Origin of the sequence: Photobacterium sp. TY1-4 (genome assembly GCF_025398175.1) — a bacterium.
Lineage (GTDB): Bacteria > Pseudomonadota > Gammaproteobacteria > Enterobacterales > Vibrionaceae > Photobacterium.
The window spans coordinates 920097-940531 of sequence record NZ_CP099734.1 but is presented as its reverse complement, the minus strand read 5'-3'; the positions used below and the strand labels follow the sequence as shown (position 1 = coordinate 940531).

Here is a 20435-nt window from a genome sequence, read left to right as displayed (position 1 = left end):
AGTGTTCCATCCTGCTAATTTCGGCAAAAGTGTCGCTAAAAGGTAACTTAAAGTTTCGATATGCAGTTAATTTACAATAAAGAAACAGATGAGCAACGCATGCTTAACGACATGCAAGCCCTGCTCCATTGCCCGTCCCTGATTTGTGCGCCCTATGCGATGGATGATCAGTGGCTGACCGAATTCCGTACCCATGCCGTGATCCCCGAAGTCGCGCCTTATACGGGGAATCGACGACTGGGTTTCTACTATCAGTGGCTCTGGCAACAACTGATCGATGCCCATCCCCGCTACCGGCTTCTGGCAGAAGAAGTACAACTGACCTGGCAGAATCAAACGCTGGGGGCGATCGATTTCTTAGTCGAAGATTGCCAAACCGGCATCATCGAGCACTGGGAAGTCGCGATTAAATTCTATCTGGCTTTTCAGCACCAATGGCCGGGCCCCAATGCCAAGGATAACCTGGATAAGAAAACCAACCGGATGCTCGAACACCAGCTCCAGCTTAGCGACCACCCGGCCTTCCTCGAACAGTTGGCCCCTCAATATGGCGAGCCACGCATCAAACGACTCCTGATGCAAGGACGGTTATTTTACCCACACCATGGCCAAGATACCGGATCTTCGCTGACCGTAAATCCCCACGCCTTAACCGGGACCTGGTGCTATCCGGAGCACGCCGCAGCACTCGGGCTCAAGCCGATCGACAAAACACAATGGATCAACCCACCAAGCTACGACGCCCTGAAATCCCGACTTAATGTGGATACCATCACCAGCCCGACACAGGCCATTGCGCCGGACCAGCAGGTTTGGTTTGTGATGCCACAAGACTGGCCGCGTCGGGACGGGATTCACCCCAAATGAAGCAAGGCCAAAAGCGTTGAGACAACAGAGACAAAACGTGAAGACAAAAACGCCCGGTCGACTGACCGGGCGTTTTTCAAATCACTTGCCAAAAACCAGCTTACAAACCGGCGTCTGCAAACACTTTACTGACGATCTCCTGCGCTTCTTGCTCAATCAGTGCCAGATGTGCCTTGCCCTGGAAGCTTTCACAGTAGATTTTGTAGATGTCTTCCGTGCCGGACGGACGCGCGGCAAACCAGCCATTTGCCGTCGTCACCTTCAGGCCACCAATCGCTGCACCATTGCCTGGCGCATGCGTCAGACGCGCGGTGATGGCATCGCCCGCCAGGGTCTCTGCTGCCACCATCTCCGGAGACAGCTTGCTCAGCACTGCTTTTTGCTCGCCATTAGCCACCGCTTGCAGACGGTTGTACTCCGACGCGCCATGCTTGGCCGCCAGCGCTTCGTAGTATTGCTGCGGATTCTGACCTGTAACCGCGGTAATTTCCGCCGCCAGCAGACACAGCAAAATGCCGTCTTTATCGGTTGACCAAGGCGTTCCGTCCATGCGCAGGAAGGATGCCCCGGCACTTTCTTCACCACCGAAGCCCAGCTTGCCGCTGTACAGTCCGTCAACAAACCACTTAAAGCCGACCGGTACTTCACACAGCTCACGGCCGAGATCCGCAACCACTCGGTCAATCAAAGCACTGGAGACCAGCGTTTTGCCGACCGCAACGTCTGCCGACCAATCCGGACGGTGACGGTAGAGGTAGTCAATGCACACCGCCAGGAAATGGTTCGGGTTCATCAGCCCAGCTGGCGTAACAATCCCGTGGCGGTCATAATCCGGATCATTGCCAAAGGCCAGATCATAGTTGTCTTTATGCGCCAGCAGTCCTGCCATCGCATACGGCGACGAGCAGTCCATGCGGACCACGCCATCTTTATCAAGCGACATGAAGCGGAATGACGGATCAATCGATTCGTCCACCAACGTCAGATCCAGGCCGTAATGGCTGGCAATCTGGCGCCAGTATTCAATGCCGGAGCCACCGAGCGGATCGACACCGATCTTCAGGTTGGCTTTCTGGATCGCCGCCATGTCGATGACATTGACCAGATCGTCCACATACGGCGCAACCAGATCGCGCGCGACAACCAAATCGCTGGCTAACGCCCGCTCGATGGAGACACGCTTCACATCCACCATGCCCGCAGCAATGATCTCGTTGGCACGAGACTCAATCGCTGTCGTCAGTGCCCCTTCAGCCGGACCGCCATGAACCGGGTTATATTTAATCCCCCCGTCCTGCGGTGGGTTATGAGAAGGCGTGATCACAATGCCGTCCGCTTTGGCAGCATTGGCGACGTTGTGGCACAGGATGGCATGAGAAATGCCCGGCGTCGGCGTATAGCCACGCCCTTCCTGAATGACGATTTGAACGCCGTTGGCCACCAGCACTTCCAGCGTCGATGCGAATGCCGGCTCAGACAGCGCATGGGTGTCTTTGCCGAGAAACAGCGGGCCGGTTACACCGTTGGCGGCACGTACTTCTGCCACCGCCTGGGCAATCGCCCAGATATGATGCTGGTTAAAGGTACCTTTATCCGCCGTGCCGCGGTGGCCGGAGGTTCCGAACGCCACTTGTTGCTGCGGGTTACCGGCTTGCGGTTCAATCTGAAAATAGTTCGCCACTAACGCCGGAATGTTATGCATATCTTCTTGCCGGGCGCGCTGACCGGCTCGAGGATGGATCGCCATGAACTTATCCTTGTAAGTAAAGAGGCTTACGCCAGTTAAATTTCACCGCAAACTTTATCGATGATATCGCCGCCGAACTGCATTTTATTCATCAGCTGCTCAACCATCTGGCGTTTGCGATCAGTATTGGTATTCGTAATCACCCAGAATGGCGTTTCCGGGATCGCTTTCGGCTTGGTCGTTTTACCACTGGCCAGCAGCGTCTCTTTACTATCCGCAAAATAAACCCGGGTACGACCTTTGATTGCAGCCGCTTCGGCAAAACCTTTTGGATCGATACGATAAAGCGAGGACAGAATCATCATGAAGCGGCCAATCGCTTTCTCCTGAGCGGCAAATTCATCAGAGATCAGGACCGATCGCATCTCTTTTACCCGATCGGTTGTCGACACATTGCCTGCGTCTTTACTTACCACGATCCCCTTCGGACGTACCGGCATCACCACCTCTGGCCGTGACACACCGTCCTGCCCAGGCATCATCAGCAATCGGCGCAAAATATCGGATGCGCTCTCACCAATATGCTGGGTTTGGCTCGCGATATAACGATATAGCTCTTCGTCTACCTCAATACTCTTCATCGTAGTGTTCATTATCGTTCCGTTTAAAAATCACCGAGAGATTATAACGTGATACGCGGTTATACTCTACGGTAAAGCGTTATCAACAAGAGAAAATCGTCAGTGAATCTTCATTATCAAATCGACGGGCAAGGTGAAACGATCATTTTGATCCACGGGCTGTTCGGCAGCGCCGACAACTTAGGGCTTCTCGCCAGATCATTGAAAGATCAATATAAAGTGATCAGCGTCGATCTACGCAACCATGGCCGCTCCCCCCACACCGAGACATTTACCTACCAGGATCTGGCTGCTGACGTCTTACGGGTGGTCGATCAATGCGACATTGAACGCTTCTCACTGATTGGTCATTCTATGGGCGGCAAAGTGGCCATGGCCCTGACCGAGCTGGCCGCCTCTCGCCTCAATCATCTGATTGTTCTTGATATGGCGCCGGTCCATTACCAGGTTCACCGCCATGAAAATGTTTTTGCCGGCTTGCAGGAAGTGGCCAAACACACCGTCAGCAGCCGCAGTGAAGCCGAGCGCTACCTCGCGCAACACGTCCAGGAGCCGGGGGTGCGTCAGTTCTTGCTCAAGTCCTTTGCCAAGACCGATACCGGTTATGGCTGGCGATTTAACGTCAACGGCCTGATTGCCAACTATGCCACCATCATGGGCTGGCAGGAAGTTCCGCCGTTTCACGGCAAGACCTTATTCATCAAAGGACAGAACTCCGAATACATTCAAAACGAGCATCGCGACGCGATCGCCCGACAGTTCCCGAGTGCAAAAGCGCATATGGTTGCCAATACCGGGCATTGGTTACATGCTGAAAAACCGGACATTGTGAGCCGGGTCATTCTGAACTTTTTACAAGCAGCTTAGACCGTTAACAGCAGCCCATTGTCTGTGGTATAGTGCGCGCCTGACCAGGCTTTTGCTGCAGTAAGGAGACATGAATGTTATACGAGCACATGGATTTGCTGGAATCCATTGGTCTGGATTTGCTATTTGCTGCCATTTTCTTCTTTATCGGTATGGCGATTAAAGATGTGCTTAAGCAAGGAAATGTCCCGCCATTCGGACGCAAAGTCGTTTGGGTGGTTCTTTGTCTGGGTTGTGCCGGCTTTGTCGCCAAAGGGCTGATCCAGCTAAGCTGGGAAGGGGCCGGCATCGGCTAACATTCAGTTTCCTCATTTTTGAATGGCAGCATGGCCCAACTGTTTGGCAATACGGCCGCTGCAAGTGCAGGAAATCCTGAATCACGAACACCACGGGTAATGACGGCAACCAGGGCGGAGAGATCACCCGCTGCTGAATACACCAGCCGTCAGTGCCATTCGGGGCCTCCCCTGATTCGATTCATGTATACCGTTATGATTGCGATAACGGTCAACTATTAATTACGGGTAATCTCTACTATGGCGAGTGTAGGACTCTTCTTTGGTAGCGACACAGGTAACACTGAAGCTGTCGCGAAAATGATCCAGAAACAACTGGGTAAAAAACTGGTTGATGTGAAAGATATCGCGAAGAGTAGTAAAGAAGATATCGACAATTTTGACCTGCTGCTACTGGGTATCCCAACCTGGTATTACGGCGAAGCGCAGTGTGACTGGGATGATTTCTTCCCGGAGCTGGAGCAAATTGACTTCTCGACCAAGCTGGTTGCTATCTTTGGTTGTGGCGATCAGGAAGATTACGCCGAGTATTTCTGTGATGCCATGGGCACCGTTCGCGACATCGTTGAAGCGAAAGGCGCAACGGTTGTCGGTCACTTCCCGACCGAAGGTTTTGAGTTCGAAGCATCCAAAGCCCTGGTGGATGACAATCACTTCGTCGGCCTGTGCATTGACGAAGACCGCCAGCCGGAGCTGACTGACGAGCGCGTTGAGAAATGGGTTCATCAGATCTACGAAGAAATGTGCCTGGCTGAGCTGGCTGACTAACACGCCCGCCGCTAAAGTCTTTTGCTAAAAACTTGAGCGAAAAACCTTTGCTAAAAACGCGCCGAACGGCGCGTTTTTTATGGCTCAAGCAGGCCGTTCGGCAGATTCAGGACTCCTGCGAGCAAGGTGTAGAGGCCACCGAAACTTCCCGGTATTGCGGCTTTTTACGGATGTAGAGCACGCGACGAATTTGAGAGACCATCTCTCCCCGCGCATTATTCACGTTCACGACAAACTCCGGGAAATATTTCTCCCCGGATTGCGTCGCCTGGCGAATTTCCTGGACCCGCTCGTCTGAAATCACAAACTCAGCCGTCAAATCTGTATTACCGGGTTTAATAAAATTGATTTCAGCCTGCTTGTCCCAAACGTAATACTCTTTGCCCAGAATCCCCATCAGCATCAGCGCATAAATCGGGTCCGTCAGCGAGAAAATACTGCCGCCATATTGGGTCCGGTTGGCATTTTTATTCCACCAGCGCAATTTCAGCCGAACCGTCACGCGACGGTAATCGTCAGAAATCTCGAGAATTTTGATCCCGGCACCCCAGAAAGGCGGCCACAGATTCAGGGCAAACTTTACAATATTGGGGTGATAGAAGAGTGCTTTCACGAATGTCACCTCTGCCAACTGGTAGGATGAGATTAATATACATCTTTTTAACACACTTGCAACCAAGGAAAAGTCCGCGCTTGTGAAGAGCCCTTCTTTTTTTAAGGTTTATTGTTGCCTAATGGTCCCTTATAATGAATATAAATGAGAACGACTACCGCACCGTTTTTTGCTGCGGCTAGCCAATAGGAAACTCGAATGTCAGATAACAATACTGCACTTAAGCAAGCAGGCTTAAAAGTCACGCTACCGCGTCTCAAAATTCTGGAAGTGTTGCAGAGCCCGGAATGCCAGCACATTAGTGCCGAAGATTTATACAAGAAACTGATTGATATCGGTGAAGAAATTGGCCTGGCAACAGTTTACCGCGTTCTGAACCAATTTGATGATGCCGGCATTGTCACCCGCCATCACTTCGAGGGCGGTAAATCCGTCTTTGAGCTGGCCACCCAACACCACCATGATCACCTGGTCTGCCTGGATTGCGGTAAAGTCATTGAGTTTTCAGATGATCTCATTGAAGAGCGCCAGAAAGACATTGCAGCCAGCTTCAACGTCAAACTCACCAACCATAGCCTGTACCTATACGGTCACTGCATGGAAGGGGACTGCAACGAAAATCCGAAGCTGCACGATCGCAAATAATCTCGCTTCCGGGCAAAGGCAACAGCTGCCTGCTCTGCCCGGGCTCTGAAACCATAAAAAAACCAGCCATCCGGCTGGTTTTTTTAAGCAGCTTCGCGCACCTTAGTCGCCAATCTTGGCCCAGGTATCGCGCAGACCGACCGTACGGTTGAACACCAGGTGCTCTTGGCTCGAATCTTTACTGTCAGCACAGAAGTAACCGGTCCGTTCAAACTGGAATGCTTTCTCAGCTTCAGCTTCCACCAGTGACGGCTCAACAAAGCCCTGCTTCAACGTCAGTGATTCAGGGTTAATCACCGCCAGGAAGTCTTCCGCTGCACCCGGGTTCGGGATGGTGAACAGGCGATCATACAGACGGAACTCCGCAGGAACACCTGCCTCGGCAGAAACCCAGTGAATCACCCCTTTCACTTTACGGCCATCAGCCGGGTTTTGACCCAAGGTGTCTGGATCATATGTACAGAAAATGGTGGTAATGTTGCCGTCTTCGTCTTTCTCGATACGCTCAGCTTTGATGACGTACGCCCCGCGCAGGCGGACTTCTTTGCCCAGCACCAGACGCTTGTACTTTTTATTCCCTTCTTCACGGAAATCTTCACGCTCGATGTAGACTTCGCGGCTGAACGGCACCTGGCGGCTGCCCATTTCCGGTTTGTTCGGATGGTTGGCAACTTCCAGCAGTTCCGTGGCACCGTCAAAGTTCTCGATAACCACTTTGATCGGGTCCAGCACAGCCATCGCACGTGGTGCATTCTCGTTCAAGTCGTCACGGATACAGGACTCCAGCGAGCTCATCTCAATGGTGTTGTCCTGCTTGGTCACACCAATACGCTTACAGAACTCACGGATAGAAGCAGATGTGAAACCACGGCGGCGCAGACCAGAAATCGTCGGCATCCGCGGATCATCCCAACCGGAAACCAGTTTTTCGGTCACCAGCTGATTCAGTTTACGCTTCGACATCACCGTATATTCAAGGTTCAGGCGGCTGAACTCATACTGGTGCGGGCGACAGTCAATGGTGATATTGTCCAGAACCCAGTCATACAGACGGCGGTTATCCATGAACTCCAGGGTACAAATCGAGTGTGTGATCCCTTCCAGCGCATCGGAAATACAATGCGTGAAATCGTACATCGGATAGATGCACCACTTGTCACCGGTTTGGTGGTGTGTCGCGAAACGGACCCGGTACAACACCGGATCGCGCATCACCATAAATGGTGACGCCATGTCGATCTTGGCACGCAGGCACATCTTGCCTTCTTCCACTTCGCCATTTTTCATGGACTCGAACAGCGCCAGGCTTTCTTCAACCGGACGATCACGGTACGGGCTTGGTTTCCCAGGCTCGGTCAGTGTTCCACGGAGCTCGCGGATTTGTTCAGGGCTCAGCTCATCAACATAGGCTAAACCTTTATTAATCAATTCAATCGCATACCCGTGTAGCTGGTCGAAGTAGTTCGATGAATAACAAATCTCACCGTCCCACTCAAAGCCCAACCAGTGAACATCGTTCTTAATCGACTCAACGTATTCGATGTCTTCTTTTTCAGGGTTGGTATCATCAAAACGAAGATTACATTGACCCTGATAGTCTTGAGCAATGCCGAAGTTCAAGCAGATGGATTTCGCATGACCGATATGCAAGTAGCCATTCGGCTCCGGCGGGAATCGGGTATGAACGCTTGTATGTTTGCCACTGGCTAGATCCGCATCGATGATCTGGCGGATAAAGTTAGTTGGACGAGCTTCAGACTCACTCATCAAAGACACCTCGTGTGCTTACAGGATTTGGATTCTCTATGATCCATAAATATGGGTCACGACTCAACAAATAGTATGCATTGTTTGTCGATATGGATAAAAAAACCCCGCTATTGCGGGGTTTCTTGGAGGATATTGCCAGGCAACCCATTAGGTTACCGCCAAGTCCCGGGCTCCCTTCTGGCGATGAGTCATCCTCAGTCGCGAAGGAAAGCAAAAACTTAAGGCAATTTCACAGAAGAAAGGTCTTCCGAAGCCGGGATTTTCTTCATCTCCCCTGCCACAATTTCAGCCAGCGGGCCCAGAATCACCTGCAGGTTATTCGTCCCTAGCTTCACAACACCCATCGCACCCAGCGCCTTCAGCGTTTTCTCATCCGCCAGGCTGCTGTCTTTCAGCGTCAGGCGCAGGCGGGTAATACAGGCATCGATGTTTTCCAGGTTGCCGTGGCCACCCAGCGCTTTGAGGTATTGCTTCGCCAGCTCACCGGTTTCCTGAGATCCCGTTACAGCTTCAGTTTCTTCACTGTCGTCATCTTCACGGCCTGGTGATTTCAGATTGAAGGCACGGATAGCCACACTGAAGGTCACAAAGTACAGGAAGAAGAAACCGATGCCGATCATCAGTAGCACCAGCGGCTTCGTTGCCAGACCCCAGTTCAGGGCAAAGTCGATCAGACCCGCAGAGAAGGTAAAGCCGTGCAGCGTCCCGAACATGTTGGCGACCACCAGAGACAGACCGGTGAAGACCGCATGCAGCGCATACAGTGCCGGTGCCAGGAAGACAAACATGAACTCCAGCGGCTCAGTGATCCCTGTCAGGAAAGAGCAGAATGCCACAGAACCCAGTGCACCCATCACTTGGCTGCGTTTTTGCTTCGGTGCAGCCAGGATCATCGCCAGCGCCGCGCCCGGCAGACCCCACATCATGATTGGGAAGAAGCCGTTCATAAATACGCCGGCAGATTTGTCGCCTGCGAAGAAGCGGTTCAGATCACCAGTGTTCACGGTTTCAGTAATGCCCTTCACAACAGCAGTCACTTCCGGAGTCACTGAGTTTTTAAACTCAAAGACATGTGATTGACCAACGACCAGTTGCTTCGCCAGCGCCGGGTCAACACACAGCTGAGTTGCACCATTCAAGATGGCAACCGGCTCGACATTGATCACCTGACAGCTTCCCATACCAAACCAGAAGTATGAGTTCAGAACATGGTGAAGACCAACAGGGATCAAGCCACGGTTCAACACACCGTAAACGAACTGACCAATCGCACCAGAGCTGGATACCGCATGTGCCAACGCGTCCAAACCGGCTTGAATATGCGGCCAAACTTCACCGGCAACAGCACCGAACACCAAGGCAAACAGACCGGACATGATAGGAACCAAGCGCTTCCCGGCAAAGAAACCCAACCACGGTGGCAGGCTGGTCATATGGAAACGATTATAAGAATGGCCGGCAATAATACCTGCAATAATGCCGCCGAAGAACGACATATTAATAGAAGGATCAATCGTTTTAGCAGTAACATCCAAGACGAAGTAAGCCACAGCACCAGCCAGGCCCGCCGCACCGGCACCATCTTTAGACAAACCAATCGCGATGCCGATCCCGAAGAGTAACGGCAACTGACCGAAGATTGCGCCACCCGCTTGCGCCATAAATGGAATATCGAACACATCCGCTTGTCCCAAGCGCAGTAACAGCCCGGCGACCGGAAGTACAGCAATGGGAAGCATTAACGCTTTACCCAGTTTTTGCATATATCCAAGAATATTCACCTTGATTCCCCCTGTGGTTTTCTCAGATGCGATAGGGATAACTTATTTTAGCTACCCGATTAAGTTATCAGCAGTGTAAGAGATTAATTTTGACCCGCAAATTAAAACCTCAACAATTGTGATCACTATCACCAGCTCAGGCCATGACAGAGCGATTTTGCTAGCCCGATCATAAAACTTATTTTATCATTCAAAACAAAGGATGAATCCGCTACGATTTTATTGTGTTTTCTACTGGAATGAGGTGTCACCGTGAGACTAATCCCACTGCAAGATGCGAAAGATGTTGGTCTGTGGTCAGCGCGCTATATCGCTGATCGTATTAATAAATTTCAACCTACAGCTGAACGTCCCTTTGTTCTGGGTCTGCCGACGGGCGGAACACCACTGGCGACATATAAGCGCTTGATTGAGCTTTATAAAGCCGGAGAAGTAAGTTTCAAGCACGTGGTGACCTTCAACATGGATGAGTATATCGGGATCCCGGCCGACCATCCGGAGTCATACCGTAGCTTCATGTATAATAACTTCTTTAACCATATTGATATTCAAGAAGAAAACATCAATTTGCTGAACGGCAACACCCTAGATCACGAGGCAGAATGCCAACGTTACGAGGCGAAAATTAAGTCCTACGGCAAAATTCACCTGTTCATGGGCGGCGTTGGGAATGACGGTCATATTGCCTTTAATGAGCCGGCTTCTTCTCTGTCTTCACGGACTCGGATCAAAACCCTGACCGAAGATACGCGCATCGCCAACTCCCGTTTCTTTGAAGGCGACATCAAGCAGGTTCCGAAATACGCCCTGACCATCGGGGTCGGCACCCTGCTCGACGCTGCTGAAATCATGATCCTGGTGACCGGCCATGCCAAAGCCCAGGCGCTCGAAGCGGCCGTTGAAGGCTCAGTCAACCACCTATGGACGGTTTCCGCCCTGCAACTGCATCCGAAATCGCTGATTGTCTGCGATGAGCCATCCACGCAGGAACTGAAAGTCAAAACCGTGAAATACTTCCAGGAACTGGAAGCTGACAATATCAAACACCTATAACCCGTAAGGAATTGTTCATGTACGCGCTTACCAACTGCCGTATTTTCACCGGAAGCGATGTGCTGAATCACCACGCCGTTATCATTGACGGCGTGAACATTCATGCTGTTTGCCCGGAAACCGAACTGCCTGACGGGATTGAGGTCCGCGATTTAGCGGGTGCCAACCTCGCGCCAGGCTTTATTGACCTGCAACTGAACGGCTGTGGCGGTGTCATGCTTAATGACGAGATCAACGCCGACACCATCCACACCATGCACCGCGCGAACCTGAAGTCCGGCTGCACCAGCTTTCTGCCGACGCTGATCACCTCGTCTGATGACGATATGAAAGCCGCCATCAAAGCCGCGCGCGACTATCACAGCCAGTACCAGAATCACTCGCTCGGCCTGCACCTGGAAGGGCCTTACCTGAACGTGATGAAAAAAGGCATCCACAGTGTCGATCACATTCGCCGCTCCGACGATGCCATGATCCGGACTCTGTGCGACAACGCCGACATCATCACCAAGGTTACCCTGGCGCCGGAACGCAACGATCACGACCATATTCGGCAACTGGCCGATGCCGGGATCATCGTCTCTGCCGGCCATACTAATGCCACCTATGTTGAGGCCCGCCAGGGATTTGAAGCCGGGATCACGTTTGCCACCCACCTGTTCAACGCCATGAGCCCGATTGCCGGCCGTGAGCCGGGTATGGTCGGCGCCATCTACGATACACCGGAGGTGTATACCGGGATCATCGCCGATGGCTTCCATGTCGATTATGCCAATATCCGCATGGCACATCGCCTGAAAGGGGACAAGCTGGTTCTGGTTACCGATGCAACCGCGCCTGCAGGAGCAGACATTGATCACTTTATTTTTGTCGGTAAGAAAGTATATTACCGGGATGGCAAGTGCGTTGATGAAAATGGCACACTTGGCGGCTCGGCACTGACCATGATTGAAGCAATTCAAAACAGTGTTGAGCATGCAGGAATCGCTCTGGACGAAGCTGTACGCATGGCCACTCTGTACCCTGCCCGCGCCATTGGTGTGGACAAGCAACTGGGGGCTGTTAAAAAAGGCATGGTGGCTAACCTGGCTGTTTTTGACCGCGACTTCCACGTTCAGGCGACTGTTGTTAACGGCAATTACGAGCAGAACTAAACTATGACAGGCGGACAAATTGGTAATGTAGATCTGGTAAAGCAGCTCAATAGCGCAGCTGTTTACCGACTCATTGACTTGCAAGGCCCTATTTCTCGGATTCAGGTTGCTGACGTCAGTCAGTTGGCCCCTGCGAGTGTGACAAAAATTACCCGCCAGTTACTCGAGCGCGGCCTCATCAAAGAGGTCGCGCAACAAGCTTCCACCGGTGGCCGACGTGCCATTTCCCTGACAACGGAATCGGCACCGTTTCACGCCATTGCCATTCGCCTGGGTCGGGACTACATCGAACTGACGATTTTCGACCTGAGCGGTAAGCATATTGCCAGTGCAGCCCATCCGTTTGTTTATCCCGATCAACAGACGCTTACTGACGGGCTGATTGGCCACATCCGCCAATTTATCGCCGACAACCAGGGCGTGATGCGTGAACTGGTCGCCTTTGGGATCACTCTGCCGGGCCTGATTGACCCGGAAAACGGTGTCGTTGAATACATGCCGCATATTGAGGTTGCCCAGCCTTTCCCGCTGGCGGCACTCATTCGTGAAACATTCGGAGTCTCCTGTTTCGTCGGCAACGATATTCGCGGTCTGGCCCTGGCAGAACACTATTTCGGTGCCAGCCGGGATTGCAGCGACTCTATCTTAGTCAGTGTCCATCACGGTACCGGCTCCGGGATCATCGTCAATGGCCAGGTCTTCCTCGGCCAAAACCGCAATGTCGGCGAAATTGGCCATATTCAGATCGACCCTTTGGGGGATAAATGCCAATGCGGCAACTTTGGCTGCCTGGAAACCGTTGCCTCTGATCCGGCCATTATTTCGCATGTGCAAAGCCTGTTGAAGCAGGGTTATCCGAGCAGCTTGCAGGAGCTGGAAGACGTCACCATGCCGGCGATTTGCGAAGCCGCCAATAAAGGGGATGAGCTGGCCAGCCAGGCGCTGATCAAAGTCGGCAACCAGCTCGGAAAAGCACTGGCGATGACGGTGAATTTATTCAACCCGCAAAAGGTTGTGATTGCCGGTCAGATCACGGGCGCCAAGGATATTATCTTCCCGGCGATCCGCCGCTGTATCGAAACCCAGTCGCTGTCCACCTTCCATAAAGACCTGCCGATCGTCGCCTCTGAGCTGTATGGCCAGCCGACCATCGGGGCGTTTTCCATGATTAAGCGCGCCATGCTCAACGGCGTCTTGCTGCAGCGGTTGCTGGAAGATTAACCCCCCCTTCCAGCCGAACACAGCATCTTTCCTCATTCGATAAGCAATTAAATCGTAACAATTTATCAGGGGCATGTTCCGGACAGGCACATGCCCCTTATGCTATATTGCGCCGCAAAAATAACATCGCACACCGCCATCACCCCGACCGGATCGTGATGGGTTATCGTAAGAACAATAACTTAGGATCATCAGTCTTTCTATGGAACTCATCTACATCATTGCCGCCTTTCTGGCCGGCTACCTCGCACTCAGATGTAAGCTCCCCCCGCTGGTCGGTTTTCTGGTTGCCGGCTTCGCCCTGAACACCACGGGTTACCAGTCAACCGCAGTCCTCTCGACCCTGGCCGATCTGGGGGTCACGCTCTTACTGTTTTCGATCGGCCTGAAACTCGACATCAAAACCCTGCTGGCGAAAGAAATTTGGGGTGGTGCAACCCTGCACAACCTGCTGACAACAGCCTTGTTTACCCTGGCGCTGCTGGCACTGAAACAGCTGGGGCTGGGCATGCTCAGCGAGCTGGATCTCACGCAACTGGCGCTGCTGGCTTTTGCTCTGTCATTTTCCAGTACCGTGTTCGCAATCAAAGCCCTCCAGGAAAAAGGCGAGCTCAACGCCACTTACGGAACCCTGGCCATCGGGATCCTGGTCATGCAGGACATTTTTGCCGTGGTGTTCCTGACCGTCTCGACCGGCAAGGTCCCGGATATTGCCGCCCTGGCCCTGTTCGCTCTGCCTCTGCTGCGCCCTTCCCTGTTCAAGGTGCTCGACCGCGCCGGCCACGGCGAAATGCTGGTCCTGTACGGCGTATTCCTGGCCCTGGTGGCCGGTGCCGGACTGTTTGATGCAGTCGGCATGAAAGCCGACCTCGGTGCACTGATCATGGGCATGATGCTGGCTGCGCATCCGAAAGCCTCTGAGATGTCGAAATCCCTGTTCAACCTCAAAGAGTTGTTGCTGGTCTGCTTTTTCCTCAATATCGGCCTGTCGGAAGAGCCGACCCTGGACGGCTTCCTGATGGCGATGTTGCTGATGCTGTTGCTGCCACTCAAAGGACTTCTGTACTACGGCGTCTTCAACCTGTTCCGGTTCCGGGTGCGCACTTCCCTGCTGGGGACCCTGACCCTGTTTAACTACAGTGAGTTTGGGCTGATTGTCGGTGGACTGGCCTATAACATGGGACTGCTGCCGGGCAGCTTCCTGGTGGCGATTGCCATTGCCGTGTCGATATCTTTCCTGATTGCCGCCCCACTGAACAGCGCCGGCCATCGCCTGTATAAAGACGCATCCAAATGGCTGAAAGAGTTTGAACCGGAGAAACTCAATCCGACCGATCGCCTGATTGACCTCGGCGATAAGAAAATCATGATCCTGGGGATGGGTCGCATCGGCACCGGCGCCTATGATGAGCTGGTCAACCGCTTCGGCGAGCAGGTAGTCGGGATTGAAACCCGGGAAGACTCGGTGAAGTTGCACCAGGAAGCCGGCCGTCATGTGATCCATGGCGATGCAACGGACCCGGATTTCTGGGCTCGGGTCATTTCCCGTCACAGCACCGAGCTGATCCTGCTCTCGATGCCGCACAGCCAGGCCAACTCTTTCGCCCTGGAGCAAATCCGGGAGCGGAAATACCAGGGCAAGATTGCCGCCATCGCCAAATACAGTGACGACGAGCAGACCCTGCACGAGCTGGGCGTCGATGCTGCCTTCAATATTTACAACGAAGCCGGCAGCGGATTTGCCCGCCATGTCTGCGAGCATCTCTCGCCTCAAATTCCGCGTCGCTGATCGGCTGATGCGACCCCCACCTTCAACGGCGGCTTCGGCCGCCGTTCGTTTTTTCGTTCAAAAAACCGACCCGATATAGATAAAATTCACTAAATATAATTATTTTTAGAAAATATTCACCAACAAGGCTTTTGTTTGATTGAATACGGATTATCGGTTGCAATTTATTACCGAATACGCAATTTTAACAATCAGCAACAGGGAAATGCGCAGTGCGACTGCCGCCCCTTCCCTGAAAGATTATGGATAGCAAATTAAGTCGGAGTCAGCAGTATGTGTTCAGTATTCGGTATCCTCGATATAAAAAGTGATGCAGCGGCGTTGCGCGAAACCGCGTTGGAAATGTCGAAAAAAATGCGCCACCGCGGCCCGGACTGGTCCGGGATCTATTCTTCAGACAAAGCCATCCTGGTGCACGAGCGCCTGGCGATTGTCGACCTCAACAGCGGTGAGCAACCCCTGTACAATCTGGATCGAACACAAGCGCTGGCGGTGAATGGTGAAATCTACAACCACAAAGAGTTGCAGGCCGAATTCGCCCCGGATTACCCGTTCCAGACCGAATCCGACTGTGAAATCATTCTGGCGCTGTACAAGGAGAAAGGCCCGGAGCTGCTGGACTACCTCAACGGGATCTTCGGTTTCATTCTGTATGATGAGCAGGAAGATGCGTACCTGATCGGTCGCGACCACATCGGGATTATCCCGCTGTATCATGGCTACGACGAGCACGGGAACTACTATGTTGCCTCTGAAATGAAGTCGCTGGTTCCGGTCTGCAAAACCATCAGCGAGTTTCCTCCGGGCCACTTCCTGTGGAGCAAACATGGTGAGCCGGTTCGTTACTACAAGCGTGACTGGATGAGCTTTGACAGCGTTGCCGATGCCGAAACTGACAAAGTTGCGCTGACCAACGCGCTGGAAAGCGCGGTGAAACGCCAGCTGATGACCGATGTGCCTTACGGTGTTCTGCTGTCCGGCGGCCTGGACTCGTCTGTGATTTCAGCCATCACCAAGAAATTTGCCGCGCGCCGGATTGAAGATGATGAGCAATCTGAAGCCTGGTGGCCAACCTTGCACTCCTTTGCCATTGGCCTGCAAGGTGCACCGGATCTCAAGGCGGCCAAGGAAGTTGCAGACCATATCGGTACCGTTCACCACGAACTGACGTATACTGTCCAAGAAGGCTTGGATGCGATCCGCGACGTGATTTACCACATCGAAACCTATGATGTGACCACCATTCGTGCCTCAACGCCGATGTACCTGATGTCACGTAAAATCCGTGCAATGGGGATCAAAATGGTGCTTTCCGGCGAGGGGGCAGACGAAGTCTTCGGGGGCTACCTGTACTTCCATAAAGCGCCAAATGCACAAGAGTTCCACGAAGAAACCGTCCGCAAACTGCTGGCGCTGAACATGTTTGACTGTGCCCGTGCCAACAAGTCGATGGCCGCCTGGGGCATTGAAGCACGTGTTCCTTTCCTGGACAAAGAGTTCCTGGAAGTTGCCATGCGCGTGAACCCTCAGGATAAGATGTGCGGCAACGGCAAGATGGAAAAACACATTATTCGTGAATGCTTCGGCCATCACCTGCCGGAATCCGTCGCCTGGCGCCAGAAAGAGCAATTCTCGGATGGCGTCGGCTACAGCTGGATTGACTCGCTAAAGGAAGTTGCTGAGGCAAAAGTGACCGAACAACAACTGGAGACAGCGAAGTTCCGCTTCCCGTACAACACGCCAACCACTAAGGAAGGCTACATGTACCGCGAGATCTTCGAAGAGCTGTTCCCGCTGGAAGATGCGGCCAAATGTGTTCCGGGTGGCCCATCCATTGCCTGCTCCAGTGCCAAGGCCATTGAATGGGATGAGAGCTTCAAGAACAGTGCTGATCCATCCGGCCGCGCGGTTGCTGCCGTGCACAACGACGCATACTCAAAGCAAGCCTAATCACTCCGGGAGTGATATCCCACAAAAAAACCGCCGGATGGCGGTTTTTTTATTCGAAATTTCAGCCGGATTAAAAGTAGAACCGCGTACCAAACACAAACCGGGTGAAACTGTCTTCAACCCCGTCTTTGGTGACATTAATGTCATCCGTTGCAATGTTGTAATTCACTTCGGCGCTGATCGCCACATGCGGATTAATAAAGTATTTCAGACCACCTGCAAGTTTCACGTTTAATGCGGTGGCATCTTCAACATCAAACTCAAAATCCCCGTCACTGCCGCTGAGGTTTGCGAGCTGAAAAGCAGCCCCTAAATAAGGCACCCAATTGCTGCTGTTGGTAAAGTTATACTCGGTAAAAAAACCAAGCTGGAACTGCTGTGTGCTGTCACTCATGTTGACATCCAGCACCCCACCAATTTCCCAGTCTTCACGGATAAAATAGCCGTAAGAGGTATTGAGCAGGAACAGGTAGTCATCGACGTAATCGAGATCCAAACTACCTTGTAAACCGAATTCCTGTGTTCCTTGTGACAGGTCAACATTATTCGCCCAGGCAGCCGGAGCCGACAGAGCAGAAAAGAGTGCCAGGACCACTGCATTCTTATTCATTTCTATCTCCTTTTTGTCTTATGCATGCCAATAAAGCATAGAAGTAAGGCGCGCTCTCAGCGAATATTATTTTGTAAACACAAATAACAACGGGGCCAATCAATGATTGGCCCCGTTGTCGTTGTCTCTGCTCGCGATTAACGCTCCCAGTATGCCTCTTCCAGGCTGTCTTCACGCTCCGGCAATCCGCGCGACAGGCGCGGAGAATGTTGTGCCAGAACTTCGTAACTCACTCGGTTTGAGTACAGGCAGACCTGAGAAAATGATGAATAGGTCAGGAAGTTATGTCTGTGCTTGCTCGATTTTGGCACATTTTCTTTATGGTAGCGATTGGCAGCCATATCATGCAGTAAAGCTGACAGCGCGCCATCCCCGGCACCATTGGTATTTTTGATCCGCTCCGGCCCGCCCATATAAGGGGCAATATGCGAATAAACCTTGAGCGGCGTTTCACAGTCAACTTTGAGCATCGGACGGCTGAATTCGTAACGATTAAACTCAGGAATTTCTCCCGGCAACAGCGGCAAGCTAGTTTCGCGTTTGGCTGACTCATCGGTATATCCGGCCGTGTACAAGCCAATCGGTCCTGCCGTACACAGTACTAAATCAACCCACTCCAGGGTTTTCTCAGAAGCCATCAGCGGATCAGTTTCGCCGGTCAGCGCTTCCGCTTCATCTTCGTTCATCGCCACCACGGTCACATGGTCGCGCAGGAAGTCCCGCCACCACTGCGGATCATCTTCGATCACGAATTTGGTGCCCAGCGTCAGCACCACCGGCACATCATACTTCTTGGCGTATTCGATCGCCCGCATGGTTGCTTCCGGCATCGGATCGCCATCTTTACAACGAACCAGGTACGCCGTCAGCACCAATGCTGATGCGCGTTCAAAGACCGACTCCGGAATGCTCTCCGGGCTCAGCTGGTTCATCCGGCCTTCGTTAATCGCAAAGGTCCGCTCGCCATCGGCGGTGATCAGGGCAAAACAACGGCCAATCGGGCCAGTGACCGGCTGCAGGTAGTTCATGTCCATCCGGCTGGAGGTATTACACAGATACCGATAGGCATAGCTACCAATTTCGATATCTTTACTCATCACGCCCAGCAGTACCGACTTATCATCCGCCAAAACGGAATAGTTATGCAGCGTATTACCAATCGTTCCGCCGGCAAACTCATGGCTGACCAGTTCATGATCTTTCAGCTCCTGATACAAAGCTTCGGCTTTCTCGTCGGTGATCACCAACGAATGGCCTTTGCTCAGCTCATAGCGTTCCAGGAAAGCATCATCGACACAGGCCTCAATATCCACCAGCGTTTGATCAATTCCCACAACGTGAGTGCGTGTGAGCCGCTTTTCTTGCTTGGCTTGACTCAGAAGCGGATCACGCGCATGGACGGGAAAATAGTGCTTGGATTTGCGTTGGCCTGGAAATTTCATGTCTGTGAGCTGTCAGTTAAAAAAATTGTGCGAATTCTATCACAGAATATAGTTCAGAAAAGAAAAAGCTCTCATCGATTTTGAGAGCTTCAACACCTTTTTAGGTTCAGAACCGCGCTGAAAATAACCGGCTACCAGCCCTGGGTATGTAATTCGACCAGTTGCGCCATCATGTCGATATGTGGCGTATTATCATTCAGACACGGGATCAAATGGAACGCTTCGCCGCCAGCTTCAAGGAAGGTTTCCTTGCACTGCTCGGCGATCTCTTCCAGCGTTTCCAGACAATCGACCGAGAACGCCGGGCACATCACATCCAGCCGTTTCACACCTTTGAGGGCCAAGTCTTTGATCGTTTGTTCCGTGTACGGCTTCAGCCATTCCTCGCGACCAAAAATCGACTGGTAGCTCATGCTCATCTGTTCGCGTGGCATCTCAAGCTGCTCTGCCAGGCGTGCCGTCGTGCCCTGGCAATGGTCCGGATAAGGATCGCCATGATCAGCATAGCGTTTCGGGATCCCATGATACGAGCACAGCAGGTAATCCGGCTTCCCATGGGTTTCCCAGTACGTGGTGGCAGACTCCGCCAGCGCTGTAATATAGGCCGGGTGGTCATAATAGTGATTCACAAACCGCAGCTCCGGAATCGCCGCCTGCGATTTCAGCACTTTCGCCACTTTGTCAAAAACCGCAGCCGTCGTGGTGCGTGAATATTGCGGATACAACGGCAAGACCAGCACTTTCTCGCAGCCTTGCTGCTTCAGACGATCCAATCCGGACTCGATACTCGGATTGCCGTAAGTCATCCCCAGCTCAACCGGAACATCCAACTGCGCTGCCAGTTGCTGCTGCTGGCGGCGGGAGTAAACCAATAGCGGCGATCCCTCGTCCATCCAGACGGACTGGTACAACTTGGCCACCTTCGGTGAGCGAATGGGTAATATCGCCCCGTGCAGGATCGGGCACCACAACCAGCGGCTCATATCCACCACCCGCGGATCATGCAAAAATTCAGACAAAAATCGCTTCACAGCAGCGGGGGATGCTCCGTCCGGTGTCCCCAGATTCACCAGTAAGACACCAAATGCGTTCTCGGATAGGTTCTTTTTATTGCTCATATTTTCCTTCGCGATATTGAAATCCCACCTCGAGCCAGACCTCAGCCTCCGGCTCGGGATCAAAGCCGACGCGACAACTCTATCAGCTTTCTGAAAACATGCATCTTATACCCGGCTAAATCCCTGCCAGATCACTGAAAAATATGTTTTTCAGCCCATGACG

18 protein-coding genes are annotated in these 20435 nt (G+C 52.5%); 10 read left to right on the top strand and 8 right to left on the bottom strand.

Annotated elements, in window-relative coordinates:
- Positions 1-60 precede the first annotated feature (60 nt).
- Positions 61-867 (top strand): DUF1853 family protein, encoded by an 807-nt coding sequence (locus tag NH461_RS04645; protein WP_261602091.1) that lies wholly within the window; start codon positions 61-63, stop codon positions 865-867.
- Positions 868-967: 100 nt separating this feature from the next.
- On the opposite strand, the gene pgm is transcribed toward NH461_RS04645, so the two are convergent.
- Entirely contained in the window at positions 968-2614 is a 1647-nt protein-coding gene (gene pgm, locus NH461_RS04640; protein ID WP_261602090.1) for a phosphoglucomutase (alpha-D-glucose-1,6-bisphosphate-dependent), read from the bottom strand.
- Between the two features lie 35 nt (positions 2615-2649).
- Positions 2650-3195: a replication initiation negative regulator SeqA gene (gene seqA / locus NH461_RS04635; protein WP_261602833.1), complete on the bottom strand. Its 546-nt coding sequence runs from the start codon at positions 3193-3195 to the stop codon at positions 2650-2652.
- A gap of 102 nt (positions 3196-3297) precedes the next feature.
- Here seqA and NH461_RS04630 point away from each other — a divergent pair, with 102 nt between their 5' ends.
- The 3 genes from NH461_RS04630 to fldA all read left to right on the top strand — a co-directional run bounded on the left by NH461_RS04630 (position 3298) and on the right by fldA (position 5126).
- Entirely contained in the window at positions 3298-4062 is a 765-nt protein-coding gene (locus tag NH461_RS04630) for an alpha/beta fold hydrolase (RefSeq protein WP_261602089.1), read from the top strand.
- A 74-nt stretch (positions 4063-4136) separates the two neighbouring features.
- Positions 4137-4358, top strand: a complete 222-nt coding sequence (locus tag NH461_RS04625) for a DUF2788 domain-containing protein (protein ID WP_261602088.1) — start codon at positions 4137-4139, stop codon at positions 4356-4358.
- A gap of 240 nt (positions 4359-4598) precedes the next feature.
- Positions 4599-5126: a flavodoxin FldA gene (gene fldA / locus NH461_RS04620; protein WP_261602087.1), complete on the top strand. Its 528-nt coding sequence runs from the start codon at positions 4599-4601 to the stop codon at positions 5124-5126.
- A gap of 106 nt (positions 5127-5232) precedes the next feature.
- Here the strand turns inward: fldA and NH461_RS04615 are convergent, their stop codons facing one another.
- The gene (locus NH461_RS04615) at positions 5233-5739 is read right to left on the bottom strand and encodes a DUF4442 domain-containing protein (protein ID WP_261602086.1); all 507 of its coding nucleotides are present in this window, start codon (positions 5737-5739) and stop codon (positions 5233-5235) included.
- Between the two features lie 198 nt (positions 5740-5937).
- Between NH461_RS04615 and fur the strand changes: the two genes are divergently transcribed.
- The gene (fur, locus tag NH461_RS04610) at positions 5938-6384 is read left to right on the top strand and encodes a ferric iron uptake transcriptional regulator (protein ID WP_261602085.1); all 447 of its coding nucleotides are present in this window, start codon (positions 5938-5940) and stop codon (positions 6382-6384) included.
- Between the two features lie 102 nt (positions 6385-6486).
- Here fur and glnS read toward each other — a convergent pair whose 3' ends face one another.
- Positions 6487-8151 (bottom strand): glutamine--tRNA ligase, encoded by a 1665-nt coding sequence (glnS, locus tag NH461_RS04605; protein ID WP_261602084.1) that lies wholly within the window; start codon positions 8149-8151, stop codon positions 6487-6489.
- Between the two features lie 221 nt (positions 8152-8372).
- Positions 8373-9935: an N-acetylglucosamine-specific PTS transporter subunit IIBC gene (nagE, locus tag NH461_RS04600; RefSeq protein WP_261602083.1), complete on the bottom strand. Its 1563-nt coding sequence runs from the start codon at positions 9933-9935 to the stop codon at positions 8373-8375.
- 252 nt (positions 9936-10187) lie between these two features.
- Here nagE and nagB point away from each other — a divergent pair, with 252 nt between their 5' ends.
- The 5 genes from nagB to asnB all read left to right on the top strand — a co-directional run bounded on the left by nagB (position 10188) and on the right by asnB (position 17102).
- The gene (gene nagB / locus NH461_RS04595; protein WP_261602082.1) at positions 10188-10988 is read left to right on the top strand and encodes a glucosamine-6-phosphate deaminase; all 801 of its coding nucleotides are present in this window, start codon (positions 10188-10190) and stop codon (positions 10986-10988) included.
- A gap of 17 nt (positions 10989-11005) precedes the next feature.
- Positions 11006-12142 carry an N-acetylglucosamine-6-phosphate deacetylase gene (gene nagA / locus NH461_RS04590; RefSeq protein ID WP_261602081.1) on the top strand — a complete coding sequence of 379 codons (1137 nt, stop codon included), beginning with the start codon at positions 11006-11008 and terminating at the stop codon, positions 12140-12142.
- Positions 12143-12145: 3 nt separating this feature from the next.
- Positions 12146-13363, top strand: a complete 1218-nt coding sequence (locus tag NH461_RS04585) for an ROK family transcriptional regulator (protein ID WP_261602080.1) — start codon at positions 12146-12148, stop codon at positions 13361-13363.
- Positions 13364-13565: 202 nt separating this feature from the next.
- Entirely contained in the window at positions 13566-15152 is a 1587-nt protein-coding gene (locus NH461_RS04580) for a cation:proton antiporter family protein (protein WP_261602079.1), read from the top strand.
- A gap of 273 nt (positions 15153-15425) precedes the next feature.
- Positions 15426-17102, top strand: coding sequence for an asparagine synthase B (asnB, locus tag NH461_RS04575; protein ID WP_261602078.1), 1677 nt, complete (start codon positions 15426-15428; stop codon positions 17100-17102).
- Positions 17103-17172: 70 nt separating this feature from the next.
- Here the strand turns inward: asnB and NH461_RS04570 are convergent, their stop codons facing one another.
- The 3 genes from NH461_RS04570 to hemH form a co-directional block, all read right to left on the bottom strand.
- Positions 17173-17712, bottom strand: coding sequence for a porin family protein (locus NH461_RS04570; RefSeq protein ID WP_261602077.1), 540 nt, complete (start codon positions 17710-17712; stop codon positions 17173-17175).
- Positions 17713-17849: 137 nt separating this feature from the next.
- Complete coding sequence (locus NH461_RS04565; RefSeq protein WP_261602076.1) at positions 17850-19154, bottom strand: inosine/guanosine kinase; 1305 nt, start codon at positions 19152-19154, stop codon at positions 17850-17852.
- A 131-nt stretch (positions 19155-19285) separates the two neighbouring features.
- The gene (hemH, locus tag NH461_RS04560; protein ID WP_261602075.1) at positions 19286-20272 is read right to left on the bottom strand and encodes a ferrochelatase; all 987 of its coding nucleotides are present in this window, start codon (positions 20270-20272) and stop codon (positions 19286-19288) included.
- Positions 20273-20435 lie beyond the last annotated feature (163 nt).

Coding starts and splice junctions, on each gene's coding strand:
- fldA (WP_261602087.1), top strand. CDS start 4,599: ATGGCGAGTGTAGGACTCTTCTTTGGTAGCGACACAGGTAACACTGAA.
- NH461_RS04585 (WP_261602080.1), top strand. CDS start 12,146: ATGACAGGCGGACAAATTGGTAATGTAGATCTGGTAAAGCAGCTCAAT.
- fur (WP_261602085.1), top strand. CDS start 5,938: ATGTCAGATAACAATACTGCACTTAAGCAAGCAGGCTTAAAAGTCACG.
- NH461_RS04565 (WP_261602076.1), bottom strand. CDS start 19,154: ATGAAATTTCCAGGCCAACGCAAATCCAAGCACTATTTTCCCGTCCAT.
- NH461_RS04645 (WP_261602091.1), top strand. CDS start 61: ATGCAGTTAATTTACAATAAAGAAACAGATGAGCAACGCATGCTTAAC.
- asnB (WP_261602078.1), top strand. CDS start 15,426: ATGTGTTCAGTATTCGGTATCCTCGATATAAAAAGTGATGCAGCGGCG.
- seqA (WP_261602833.1), bottom strand. CDS start 3,195: ATGAAGAGTATTGAGGTAGACGAAGAGCTATATCGTTATATCGCGAGC.
- glnS (WP_261602084.1), bottom strand. CDS start 8,151: ATGAGTGAGTCTGAAGCTCGTCCAACTAACTTTATCCGCCAGATCATC.
- NH461_RS04580 (WP_261602079.1), top strand. CDS start 13,566: ATGGAACTCATCTACATCATTGCCGCCTTTCTGGCCGGCTACCTCGCA.
- NH461_RS04625 (WP_261602088.1), top strand. CDS start 4,137: ATGTTATACGAGCACATGGATTTGCTGGAATCCATTGGTCTGGATTTG.
- nagA (WP_261602081.1), top strand. CDS start 11,006: ATGTACGCGCTTACCAACTGCCGTATTTTCACCGGAAGCGATGTGCTG.
- NH461_RS04570 (WP_261602077.1), bottom strand. CDS start 17,712: ATGAATAAGAATGCAGTGGTCCTGGCACTCTTTTCTGCTCTGTCGGCT.
- hemH (WP_261602075.1), bottom strand. CDS start 20,272: ATGAGCAATAAAAAGAACCTATCCGAGAACGCATTTGGTGTCTTACTG.
- pgm (WP_261602090.1), bottom strand. CDS start 2,614: ATGGCGATCCATCCTCGAGCCGGTCAGCGCGCCCGGCAAGAAGATATG.